Origin of the sequence: Xanthobacter sp. 126 (genome assembly GCF_000526175.1) — a bacterium.
Lineage (GTDB): Bacteria > Pseudomonadota > Alphaproteobacteria > Rhizobiales > Xanthobacteraceae > Xanthobacter > Xanthobacter aminoxidans.
The window spans coordinates 3,022,778-3,034,850 of sequence record NZ_JAFO01000001.1; the positions used below are offsets into that span (position 1 = coordinate 3,022,778).

The window sequence follows — 12,073 nt, forward strand, 5'->3', positions numbered from 1 at the left end:
TGGGTCAGGGTCCGGGGCGAGGCGTCACGCCGCCGAACCGCCGGTCGCGCCGGGCATATTCGTCGATGGCCGCGATGAGGGCGGCCTTGTCGAAGTCAGGCCAGTAGATGGGCAGGAACACGAATTCCGAATAGGCGGCCTGCCACAGCAGGAAATTCGACAGCCGCTGCTCGCCGGAGGTGCGCACGATGAGGTCGGGATCAGGGATGCCGGCGGTTTCGAGCCGCTGGGAGATCATCTCCACGTCCACGTCCTCGGGCTTCACCCGCCCGGCCGCCACATCCGCCGCGATGCGCGCCACGGCAGAGGCAATCTCCTGCCGCGCGCCGTAGTTGAAAGCGACGACCAGCGTCAACCCGGTATTGGTAGAGGTCAGCGCCTCGGCATCGTCCAGAAGCTGGCGGATGTCGGGGGCAAGGCCCGCCCGCTCGCCGATCACCTTCACCCGCACGTTGGCGGAATTGAGCTCGGCGAGATCGTGCCGCAGGAAGAACTTCAGCAGGCGCATCAGCTCCGTCACCTCGGTGACGGGACGCGACCAGTTCTCCGAGGAGAAGCTGTAGATGGTGAGGAAGCGGATGCCGATTTCGCGAGCGGCGCGCACGCACCGGCGCAGCGCTTCGACGCCCCGGCGATGCCCTTCCACACGCGGCAGTTTGCGGGACGTGGCCCAGCGGCCGTTGCCGTCCATGATGACACCGACGTGCACCGGGACGCACCGGGGCGCCGCGGCGGGCGTCGGCTGACCAGCCGCCACGGGGACGGCCGACGACGTCCGGCCGGGAACAGCGGCTTCGCTCGCGGCGCGCAGGGTCATGGCTTGCTCAGGGCTCACACCTTCGTCCTCAAACCGCGTTGGCTCTCAAACCGTCGCGGCCGACCGGCTCCGGTCAACCGCGTCCCTGGCCTCCCGCCGCCGCTGTCCCCGCTCAGACGGACAGGATTTCCTTTTCCTTTTGGGCGAGCGTCTGATCGATCTCGGCGATGGTCTCGTCGGTCGCCTTCTGGACGTCCTTGGACAGGCGGTCGAGTTCATCGGAACCCATCTCGCTGTCCTTTTCCAGCTTCTTCAGCAGGTCCATCCCGTCGCGACGCACATGACGTACCGCGACCCGGGCGGCCTCGGCATACTTGTGCGCAACCTTGACGAGTTCCTGCCGGCGCTCCTGGTTGAGTTCGGGGATGCGCAGGCGCAGCACCTGGCCTTCCGTCGCCGGATTGAGGCCGAGATTCGAATCGCGGATCGCCTTCTCGACGGCGTTCACCATGCCGCGGTCCCACACCTGCACGGAGAGCATGCGGGCCTCGGGCACGGAAACAGTGGCAACCTGGTTCAGCGGCATCCGCGCGCCATAGGCCTCGATCGTGATCGGCTCGAGAAGGCTGGCCGAGGCACGGCCGGTGCGCAGGCCGCCCAGCTCGTCCCTGAGCACGCCGACCGCGCCATGCATGCGGCGCTTGAGATCGGCCATGTCGAAGGTCCCGGTGGTCATGACTATCCTCTGTCTTCAAGATCGCGGGCACGCTTCATTCGCACGGAAACGTTTCTGATTCCATGCGAATGCGCGGTTCCTGGCGGGAAAGGCGCGGCGGGAGGAACCCTGGTCGAGGTTGCGGCTTGCGCGGACATGACAGGACGGCACGGCAATTCGGTGGCCATGCCGCACGCGGCGAGACCAGGGCGATGCCCGGGCCCCAGCCTTCTGCCTGCATCCGTCGACAGCGCCCCCTGTCCTTCCGGAAAACTCAAGCCGCGATCCGTCTCGCCGGATCAGGGCGCGACGACCGTGACGCGCCCTTCTCCCATCGCCGCCGTGGCGATGGCGCCCGGCTCGCGGATGGAAAACACGATTATCGGCAACGCCGCTTCGCGGGCAAGCGCGAACGCGGCCGCATCCATCACCTTGAGGTCGCGGGACAGCGCCTCGTCGTGGGTGATGCGGTCGTAGCGGGTGGCCGAGGGATCGAGCTTGGGATCGGCGGAATAGACGCCGTCCACATTGGTCGCCTTCAGTACCGCATCGCAGTCCAGCTCGGCCGCGCGGAGCACGGCGCCGGTGTCGGTGGTGAAATAGGGATTTCCCGTTCCACCGGTGAGCACCACGATGCGGCCGCGCCGCAGGTGCCGCATGGCCGGCTGGCGGGCGTAGGGCTCGCACACCGTCGGCATGGGAATGGCAGAAAGCGTGCGCGCGGGCGCGCCGGCGGCCTCGATGGCCCGCTCCAGCGCGAGGCCGTTCATGACGGTCGCCAGCATTCCCATGTGGTCCGCGGTGGCGCGATCGAGATTCTCGTCCGCCACCCGCGCGCCGCGCAGGATGTTACCGCCGCCGACGACCACTGCCACCTCGCACCCCGCCGCGCGGGCGGCGACGAGGTCACGGGCGATGCGGGCGACGGTGGGGGGATGCAGGCCGAAGGGCTCGGCGCCCATCAGGGCCTCGCCCGAGACCTTCACCAGAATGCGGGGATAAGGCAGTCCCGGCGCCGCGAAGGGCGCCGGGGGTTCCGGATAGTCCGAGTCGTCGGAGATGGCGGTCATGGGAGCCCCCTCCCCGCCTGCGATCAGGACTGGCCGGCGGCGGCGGCCACCTCGGCCGCGAAGTCGGTCTCTTCCTTCTCGATGCCCTCGCCGAGCGCGTAGCGCACGAACGCGGTGAGCTTGACCGGAGCGCCGACCTGGCCCTCGGCCTCCTTCAGCACCTGCGCGACGGACTTGGAGCCGTCATGCACGAAGGGCTGGTCGAGGAGGGTGTTCTCCTTGAAGAAGCTCTTCATGCCGCTTTCGGCGATCTTGTCCTGCACGTTGGCGGGCTTGCCCTGGTGCTTCTCGAGCAGGATGGCCTTCTCGCGGGCGATGGTGGCCTCGTCGATGCCAGAGGCGTCGAGCGCCAGCGGGTTGAGGGCCGCCACGTGCATGGCGATCTGCCGGCCGAGGGTGGAGAGCTTCTCCACGTCGCCCTCGGACTCGAGCGCCACAAGCACGCCGATGCGGCCCTGGCCCTCGACCACGGCGCCGTGCACGTAGGACGCGATCACGCCCTTGGAGACCGTGAGCTTCACCGAGCGGCGGAGCGTCATGTTCTCGCCGATGGTGGCGATGAGCGCCGTGAGGCGGTCGGCGACGGTGACGTCCTCGCCCGGGAACTTGGCGGCGGCGACGGCCTCCAGGGAGCCGTCCGTGTTGAGGGCGACCTTGGCCACCTCACGCACGAACGCCTGGAAATCGGGGTTGCGCGCCACGAAGTCGGTCTCGGCATTCACCTCGACGGCGGCGGCGTAGTGGCCGGAGGACTCGACCGCGACCAGGCCCTCGGCGGCCACGCGGCCGGCCTTCTTGGCGGCCTTGGCGAGACCCTTCTTGCGCAGCCAGTCGATGGCAGCCTCGACGTCGCCGTTCGTCTCGGTGAGCGCGGACTTGCAGTCCATCATGCCTGCGCCGGTCTTGTCGCGCAGTTCCTTCACGAGCCCGGCGGTGATCGCAGCCATGTTCAATCCCTTCTTCTCGCGCCACGGCCGGCCACGGTGCGCCCGAGCCGGCCGTGGGGGCGCGGTGCGCCCCATTACTCTCGATTCGTTTTCAGATCTGCGACAAGGACGGTGACGGGTGTCACTCGACCTCGGCAGACATCTCCTTGGCCTGGGCAATCCAGCCGTCCACGCGGCCGGGCAGACCCACTTCCTCGCCGATGCGGTGCGCATCGACGGCGTCGAGGCCGGCGATCTGGCCGAAGTGGAACACGCCGAGATCGTTGAGCTTCTGCTCGATCTCGGGGCTCACGCCGGTGAGCTTCTTCAGGTCGTCGGCAACGCCGCGCGGACCCGACAGGGGCTCGAAGGACGACCACACGCTGGTCTCGACCGGCAGGTCCTCGACGAGCGGAGCCTCTTCGGCGCCCACGTCGTAGCCGAGATCGCTGTGGCCGCGGCCGATGCCGTCGATGGCGGCGCGGGCGATCAGGTCGCAATAGAGCTGGATGGCGCGGCCGGCGTCATCGTTGCCCGGGACCGGATAGGCGATGCCGTCCGGATCGCAATTGGTGTCGAGGATGGCCGCCACCGGGATGCCGAGGCGCTGGGCCTCCTTCACGGCGATGTCTTCCTTGTTCGTGTCGATCACGAACAGCAGGTCCGGGAGGCCGCCCATGTCGCGGATGCCGCCGAGCGCCTTGTCCAGTTTCTCCTTTTCACGGGAGAGCGTCAGGCGCTCCTTCTTGGTGTAGCCGGAAGACGCCTCGGGGGCGGCCAGCATCTCCTCCAGCTTCTTCAGCCGGGCGATGGAGTTGGAGATGGTCTTCCAGTTGGTGAGCATGCCGCCGAGCCAGCGGGAGTTCACATAATACTGGGCGGAGCGGCGGGCGGCGTCCGCCACCTGCTCCTGCGCCTGGCGCTTGGTGCCGACGAACAGCACGCGACCGCCCTGGGCCACGGTGTCGGACACGGCCTGCAGGGCGCGGTGAAGCGCCGGCACGGTCTGCGACAGGTCGAGAATGTGGATGTTGTTGCGAACGCCGAAGATGTACGGAGCCATCTTGGGGTTCCAACGGTGGGACTGATGTCCGAAGTGCACGCCAGCTTCGAGGAGCTGACGCATCGAATAGTCGGGAAGAGCCACTTTGGTATTCTCCGGTTGAGCCTCCGCGGACGTACCTTCGCCAATGGCGAATGGCACCGGATGGCCGATCTGGCCTGTGTCCGCGTGCGGAATGGGTCGGGCACATACACGAAGGATGCCCCGCAGGCAAGCGTGGCGGCTCCCGGCATCCCCCCGCTACCGCGCTTCAGGAGCCGGAATCGTGCCATGATGTGAACGGCCCGATGGTGAAGCACAGGAGAGGCCGATCGCGCGGGGCGCGCCCGGCGGGGGCCGCGCCAACTGGCAAGGACAAGGATAAGAACATGTGCCGCTTCTGCGTGGGAACCCTCTTCACGAACAAGGGCCTCTTCAGCGAGTGGTCCACCAGTCCGGCGTCCTGGCGCGAGGGTCCCTCGCGCCGCAGCTTCATGACCCTTGCCGGCGCCGTGACCGGCATAGCCGGGCTCGCCCTGCCGTCTGACGGCGCTCGAGCGCAAGTGGCGGGGGGCGCCGACATGATCTTCCAGGGCGGCACCATCCTGCCTCTTGCCGCCGCCGGCCCCAAGTCGGTCGAGGCCGTGGCCGTCAAGGGTGGCGCGATCATCGCGGCCGGCTCCGTCGCGGATATCGCCGGGCTGAAGGGCGCCGCCACGAAGATCGTCGATCTGGACGGGCGCACGCTCATGCCCGGCTTCATCGATCCGCACCAGCACAGCTGCTTCGTCGCGCTGTTCTCCGAACTGCTCGCCGATGTGGGCTATTCCAGCTATCCGACCCGCGCCGACCTGATCGGCGGCCTCAAGGCGCTCGACGCGAAGCTGCCGGCGGGCCAATGGCTGCTCGCCTACAATTTCGACAATCTGCTGCAGGGCGGCGACCTGTCCATAGCCGAGCTGGACGGCGTGTCGAAGGATCGTCCGATCCTGGTCTGGTACATCAACATGCATGACGGGGCGGCCAATTCCCCCGCCTTCCGCATCGCCGGCATTCCGGCGGACGTGGGCATGCTGCCGGGCGGGGGGCATTTCGGCCGCGGCGCGGACGGCAAGCTGAACGGGCTCATCTACGAAGAAAGCGCCCTGCTGAAATTCGTTACGCATGCGCTGCCGAAGATCACGCCGGCGATCTTCGCCAAGGCGATGACCGACTTCTTCAAGATGAGCGCCTCGCTCGGCAATACCGCGACCCATGAGCCGGGCACCGTCCAGCCGGACTGGATCGAGGGGCTGACCAAGCTCACCGCCTCGGGGACGGGCCGCCTGAGCGCCAGCCTGATGTATGACAACATGGCCGCCGGCGATGCCTACAAGGCCCTCGGCCGCGGCGCCAAGGCGGCGCTGTTTCCCGAGTCACGATTCTCGCTCTACGGCATCAAGATCGTGGACGACGGCTCCAACCAGACCAAGACCGGCGCGCAGACGATCCCCTATCTCGGCGGCGATTCGAAGGGCCAGCCCAATTATGCGCCGGCCGAGCTGAAGACCATGGTGGCGGCGATCAAGACGGCCGGCTGGCCGGTGCAGATCCACTGCAATGGCGATGCCGCCATCGACAATGCGCTCGATGCCATCGAAGCCGCCTATGGCGCCAATCCGTCGACGGGCATCAACCGCATCGAGCATGCCACCCTGGCGCGGCCCGACCAGGTGGTGCGCATGAAGAGACTGGGCGTCCAGCCGAGCTTCCTGATGAACCACGTCTATCTCTACGGCGCCGCCTACCGCGACCAGCTGTTCGGCCCGCAGCGCACCGCCTTCATGGATCCGGCCGGCGCCTGCGTGAAGGAGAGCCTGCCCTTCACCCTGCACACAGACGCGCCCTGCTCGCCCCTCGGGCCCCTGCGTCTCGTGCAGACCGCGGTGACGCGGCGCTGCGCCATCGACAATTCCATCATCGGCCCCGACCAGGCGATCGCCGTGGAGGATGCGCTGCGGGCGGTGACCTCGGCTGCGGCGGCACAGATCGGCCAGGCCGATCGCTTGGGCACGCTGGAAGTGGGCAAGCAGGCCGATCTGGTCGTGCTGGAGCAGGATCCGTTCAAGGTCGCGCCCGACGAGATCATGAAGATCAAGGTCTCGCAGACCTGGGTCGGCGGCGAGAAGATCTTCGGGTAACGGAGCGAGGCTCCCCCCTGCCGGCGGGGGTCAGCCCTGTGCCCGCTGGCGCTCCTCCTCCACCAGTTCCTTCTTGGAGAGCTTGCCCACCACGCTCTTGGGCAGGCTCTCGCGAATCTCGATGGCCTTGGGCATCTCGATCTTGGAAATCTGGGCGGAGAGGAACTCCATCAGCTCGGCCGGAGTCGCCTGCGCGTCCTTGCGCAGGGTGACGAAGGCCTTGGGCGCCTGGCCGCGATAGCTGTCGGGAATGCCGATGGCCACGGCCTCGGCCACCGCCGGATGGAGGTAGAGCGCCTCCTCGATCATCCGGGGATAGACGTTGTAGCCGCCGCAGAGAATCACGTCCTTGATGCGGTCCACGAGGAACAGATAGCCGTCCTCGTCGAGATAGCCGACATCGCCGGTGCGCAGCGCCCCGTCCACGAAGACCGCGGTGGTCTCGTCCGGGCGATTCCAGTAGCCGGCCATCACCTGCGGACCGCGCACGCACACCTCGCCTTTCTGACCGACCGGCATCATGCAGGTTGAATCGGCGAGGTCGCGAATCTCGATCACCGTCTCCGGCAGCGCGGTGCCCACCGACCCATCCTTGACGAGGCCCAGCGGCGGATTGGCGCTGACCACGGGCGAGCTTTCGGAGAGGCCGTAGCCTTCCACCAGCGGGCAGCCGGTGAGTTCCTGGAATCGCGTGCGCACATCGAGCGGCAGCGGCGCGCCGCCGGAGATGGAGAGCGTGAGGGAGGAGAGGTCCCGCTTCTCGATGCCCCCCACATTGTTGATGGCGGCATAGATGGTCGGCACGCCGGGGAACATGGTGGGCTTCTCGCGCTCGATGTCGTCGAGCAGCGACATGAGGTTGAAGCGCGGCACCAGGATGATCTCGGCACCGAGGCAAATCGGGATCAGCATCACCGTCTGCATGGCGAAGACGTGGAACAGGGGCAGCACGCCCAGCACCCTTTTCACCCCGATCCGCTCGCACTCCGCGTGCTGGACCAGCTGGCGGGCATTTGCCGACACGTTTGCGTGGGTGAGCATGGCGCCCTTGGGCACGCCCGTGGTGCCGCCCGTGTACTGGAGCACCGCCAGATCCTTGGCCGGGTCCACTTCCACCGGCTCGGGGCGCTCGCCGTGCTTCAGAAGGGACGCGTAGTCCACATGCACCCCGTCGCCGGTGCTGTAGACCGCCTTCTCCTTGCGCTTGAGCAGGTTGAAGAGCAGCCCCTTGGGAAACGGCAGGATGCCGGACATGGGGCAGACGACGATGGATTTCAGCCCCGACTCATGCGCCACCGCGAGGACGCGGGAGTGGATCAGCTTGAGGTCGGGGACCACCATGATGGTCGTACCGGAATCGCGGATCTGGTGCCTCAGCTCGCGCTCCACATAGAGCGGGCTGAAGTTCACCACCGTGCCGCCGGCCTTCATCACCGCGAAGAAGAAGATGACGGAATAGGGCGTGTTGGGCAGGCACAGGCCCACATGGGTGCCCTTGCGCACGCCCATGGCCTGAAGCCCTGCCGCCACCTTGTCCACCGTGGCGCCGACCTCGGCATAGGTCCACTTGCGGCCGAGGAAGCTCAGGGCCGGCTTCGCGCCATGCGCCGCGACGCTGCCTTCCAGAAGCTCGGGCACGGGCGAGATGGCGATGGCCGCCGCATCGGTGCGATGGAGCATGATGTCCCTCCTGCGCCGGCGCTCTTCTGTTTTCTTGGGCAAGCCGGCGGCGTCATCTCCGACGTTGGATCAGCAACGCCGTGATTCAAGAATGCTGGCGCGCGATTGCGCCAGAAAGGCGGTTTGTGCCGGGTCGACTGAAGCGGAAACCGGCGGCGCGGACGCCGCCGGGGATCGCGCTAGGCCCTACTTGGTGATGAGGGCCGCCGCCTGCGGTGCGTCGAACTTGTAGCGCAGGCCCACCGAGACGATGTCCACGTAGCCGTTGCTCACCTGGCCGACCAGCGTTCCGCGCAGGGCGTTGGCCGGATCGGCCGGCGTGAGCATGATCGGGCTCGTCTCGCCGAAGATGTGGGTGTAGGCGAAGTCCGCCGAGAACTGCGACGTGAAGTTGTAGGTCAAGCCGCCCGAGAGCCAGAAGCGGTTGGTGTCGGGCAGGCGCGGCGAGCGGGTGGCATCGGGCACGGGCGTCAGCTCGTAGCCAATGCCGGCGCGCAGGGCGAGCTTGGGGTCCCACTGGTACTCGACGCCGCCGGAGAAGAACCAGCCGTCGTTCCACTGGAGGTCGAGCGTGCTGACCGGCAGGCCGAAGGCCTTCACCGTCAGCTCCTGGACCGTCGACCAATTGGTCCACTCCACCGTGCCGAGCACAGTCCATTGGGCATTGAGCTTGGAGCGGAACGAGGCGGTGATCTGATCGGGCAGCGTCAGGCCGGCCGTCGCATTGACGCTCTTGACGGGCACGATATTGGCGACGGACACGTCCAGCATGCCGTTGAGGGTCTGCGAGATCTGCGACTTGTAGCCGATGCCGAGCGTGGTTCCGGGCGCCAGCGTGAACAGCACGCCGAGATTGATGCCGTAGCCGATATCGTCGCCGTTGATCTGGGCATAGAGATTGTTGGACGGCGGCGCGAAGCCCGCGAACTGCGCGTTGGTGAGCTTGGCGTTGATGTAATTGATGTTGAGGCCACCGCCGATGGTCATCCAGTCCGTGAGCTTGTAGGCCACCGAGAGCTGGGCGTTCATGTCGAAGATGCTGCTGGTGCAGCCGTAATACCGGCCGGACCAGCTGCACGGCGCGTCGGTGACGAGGCCGAAGGGCGAGGTCAAGCCGAAGCCGATCGCCCACTTGTCCCAGGCATAGGTGGCGAAGAAGGTCGGCAGCGTGCCGTTGTCCACGATATCGCTGACGCCGGCATTCCCGAGGCTGGCGCCGGTGATGGGCGCAGTCGCCGAGAACACGTCAATGGAGGCGTGCGGCGCAATATAGGTGACATTGCCTTCCACGTTCAGCCCCGGATTGAAGCTGATGGCCGCGGGGTTCCAGGTCATGGCGGCGAGGCCGTCGCCGCCGGCCGCCGTGCCGGCGAAGGATGTGCCCTGATAGTAGGAGCTCTGCTCGCGAAGCCCGAATCCGCCGGCATGGGCGGCGCCGCTCGCCAAGACGGCGGGAATCGCAACGGCGGAAATGGCAAGCACCGGAGCCACGCGGCGTGGCCAATCGCGATTGGCCCTGGCCCACTTGTGCATCGTCATGAAGACCCCCTCCTAGGCTGAATTCCTCCGGGCCCGGCACGCTGCGGTGCACTATACGTTTTATCGGTGCCCTATACGTCATCCAGCATGCCGCTCGCGAATGATCCGTCAACCGGCTTCCTGCAACGTAGTGGGCCAAGACGTTGGGGAAATCGGCAAGCGTTGCGCCGATGCAACAGTGGCGAAACGGAAGCGCTGCTGTCCAGAAAACTCGCCGGCCGCAGGGACACTATCCACCAGCTTGTGGCGCTCCCTGGCTCACCGCTTGTGAAGACGCCCCCGCCGCGTCATCTGCCAAACGGGTCTTGCGGAGAAGGTCAAAGCATGTATCTTCGGGGCGACTGGGTGACGTATAGGTGAACCGGTGGCATCCTCTGGCAAACGTGGCGGCGCGTCCGCTTTGACCGACACGTTCTTCACCGTCACGCAGCTGGCGCGGGACCTCTCGGTCACGCCGCGCACCATCCGATTCTACGAGGACAAGGGGCTCATCACCCCGCGTCGCGCCGGCACCATGCGCGTCTACACCAAGCGCGACCGCGCCCGCATGGCGCTGATCCTGCGCGGCAAGCGCCTCGGCTTCTCGCTGCGCGAGATCAAGGACTATCTCGACCTCTACGACCTCGACCCGAGCCAGAGCGAGCAGATTCGCCTGCTGCTGAAGCAGGTCCAGGACCGTCTCGAGATGCTGGAGGACCAGCGCCTCGCCCTCGAGGAAACCATTATCGAGCTCAAGGATATCGAGGAGCAGGCCCTGTCTGCCCTCGCCAGCGAGACCGGCGACCAGAAGGCCGCCGGCTAGGCCCACGCCAGCCGGTCCACGGGGCCGGGTCGAGCGCAGGCCATTCCGAGTTTTTCGTGGGGCTTTCCCGGGCGGATTTTTCATTCGCGTGGATCGACCCATCACGCCCGAACCGCCGCGCCAAGCGGTGGCGCAAATGATCGAAACCCGCCGCTCGAAAAGCGGCGGCCGACAACAATGGACAGGCAGGAGATCCCAATGAACGCGCCGATGCGCAACGTCGTGATTGCAGGCTATGCCCGCTCGCCCTTCACCCTTGCCAGGAAGGGTGAGCTGGCGCGCGTGCGCCCCGATGATCTCGCAGCCCAGGTGGTGGCCGATCTCGTGGCCCGCACCGGCGTGAAGGTGGAGGACATCGAGGACCTGATCGTCGGCTGTGCCTTCCCCGAGGCCGAGCAGGGTTTCAACGTCGCGCGCCTCATCGGCATGATCGCGGGGCTCCCGGAGAGCGTCGCCGGCGTCACGCTGAACCGCTTCTGCGGCTCCTCCATGCAATCGGTCCACAACGCGGCCGGGCAGATCCAGCTCGGCGCGGGCGAGGTGTTCATCTGCGCCGGCATCGAGAGCATGAGCCGCGTGCCCATGACCGGCTTCAACCCCATGCCCAACCCCGCGCTCTACAAGTCCATGCCCCAGGCCTACATGGGCATGGGCGAGACCGCCGAGAACGTCGCGGCCAAGTGGCAGATCACCCGCGCCGATCAGGACGCCTTCGCCCTCAAGAGCCACCAGAAGGCGACGAAGGCCGAGGCGGAAGGCCGCTTCAAGGACGAGATCGTCGCCATCAAGGCCAACGGCAAGGTCAACAAGACCGTGGATCAGGACGGCTGCATCCGCCGCGACGCGACGGCCGAGGCCCTCGCCGCCCTCAAGCCCTCCTTCGACGAGCAAGGCACGGTAACGGCCGGCACGGCCTCTCCCCTCACCGACGGCGCCTCCGCCGTGCTGGTGTGCACCGAGGACTACGCGCTGAAGAACGGCCTTACTCCCCTCGCCCGCATCCGCAGCGTGGCGGTGGCGGGTTGCGCGCCGGAGATCATGGGCATCGGCCCCGTCGCCGCGACCAAGAAGGCGCTGGCCCGTGCCGGCATCGACGTGTCCGAGATCGAGGTGGTGGAGCTGAACGAGGCCTTCGCCTCCCAGGCCCTCGCCTGCCAGCGGGAGCTCGGCATCAAGGACGAGGTGTTGAACCTCGACGGCGGGGCCATCGCGCTGGGCCATCCCCTCGGCGCCACCGGCGCGCGCATCGTCGGCAAGGCGGCCTCGCTCCTGAAGCGGGAAGGCGCCAAGTACGCCCTCGCCACCCAGTGCATCGGCGGCGGACAGGGCATCGCCACCATCCTCGAGCGCGTCTGAGGAGGG

Annotated in this window: 10 protein-coding genes; 3 read left to right on the plus strand and 7 right to left on the minus strand. The window is 67.2% G+C overall.

The window, feature by feature from the left end:
• Nucleotides 1-4 precede the first annotated feature (4 nt).
• From XAN126_RS0114425 to XAN126_RS0114445, 5 genes are all read right to left on the minus strand, one after another.
• Entirely contained in the window at nt 5-817 is an 813-nt protein-coding gene (locus tag XAN126_RS0114425; protein ID WP_029877199.1) for an isoprenyl transferase, read from the minus strand.
• A 112-nt stretch (nt 818-929) separates the two neighbouring features.
• Complete coding sequence (frr, locus tag XAN126_RS0114430) at nt 930-1,493, minus strand: ribosome recycling factor (RefSeq protein WP_024279300.1); 564 nt, start codon at nt 1,491-1,493, stop codon at nt 930-932.
• A 278-nt stretch (nt 1,494-1,771) separates the two neighbouring features.
• Complete coding sequence (gene pyrH, locus XAN126_RS0114435) at nt 1,772-2,542, minus strand: UMP kinase (protein ID WP_024279301.1); 771 nt, start codon at nt 2,540-2,542, stop codon at nt 1,772-1,774.
• 23 nt (nt 2,543-2,565) lie between these two features.
• Nucleotides 2,566-3,489 (minus strand): translation elongation factor Ts, encoded by a 924-nt coding sequence (gene tsf, locus XAN126_RS0114440; protein ID WP_024279302.1) that lies wholly within the window; start codon nt 3,487-3,489, stop codon nt 2,566-2,568.
• A gap of 121 nt (nt 3,490-3,610) precedes the next feature.
• Nucleotides 3,611-4,615, minus strand: a complete 1,005-nt coding sequence (locus XAN126_RS0114445) for a 30S ribosomal protein S2 (RefSeq protein ID WP_024279303.1) — start codon at nt 4,613-4,615, stop codon at nt 3,611-3,613.
• Nucleotides 4,616-4,899: 284 nt separating this feature from the next.
• Here XAN126_RS0114445 and XAN126_RS0114450 point away from each other — a divergent pair, with 284 nt between their 5' ends.
• Complete coding sequence (locus tag XAN126_RS0114450; protein WP_024279304.1) at nt 4,900-6,690, plus strand: amidohydrolase; 1,791 nt, start codon at nt 4,900-4,902, stop codon at nt 6,688-6,690.
• Nucleotides 6,691-6,720: 30 nt separating this feature from the next.
• Here XAN126_RS0114450 and XAN126_RS0114455 read toward each other — a convergent pair whose 3' ends face one another.
• Both XAN126_RS0114455 and XAN126_RS0114460 read right to left on the minus strand, forming a co-directional pair.
• Nucleotides 6,721-8,370, minus strand: coding sequence for a long-chain fatty acid--CoA ligase (locus XAN126_RS0114455; RefSeq protein WP_024279305.1), 1,650 nt, complete (start codon nt 8,368-8,370; stop codon nt 6,721-6,723).
• A gap of 186 nt (nt 8,371-8,556) precedes the next feature.
• The gene (locus XAN126_RS0114460) at nt 8,557-9,909 is read right to left on the minus strand and encodes an outer membrane protein transport protein (protein WP_024279306.1); all 1,353 of its coding nucleotides are present in this window, start codon (nt 9,907-9,909) and stop codon (nt 8,557-8,559) included.
• Nucleotides 9,910-10,309: 400 nt separating this feature from the next.
• Between XAN126_RS0114460 and XAN126_RS0114465 the strand changes: the two genes are divergently transcribed.
• Nucleotides 10,310-10,711, plus strand: a complete 402-nt coding sequence (locus XAN126_RS0114465) for a MerR family DNA-binding transcriptional regulator (protein WP_024279307.1) — start codon at nt 10,310-10,312, stop codon at nt 10,709-10,711.
• Nucleotides 10,712-10,921: 210 nt separating this feature from the next.
• The gene (locus tag XAN126_RS0114470) at nt 10,922-12,067 is read left to right on the plus strand and encodes a thiolase family protein (RefSeq protein ID WP_024279308.1); all 1,146 of its coding nucleotides are present in this window, start codon (nt 10,922-10,924) and stop codon (nt 12,065-12,067) included.
• Nucleotides 12,068-12,073 lie beyond the last annotated feature (6 nt).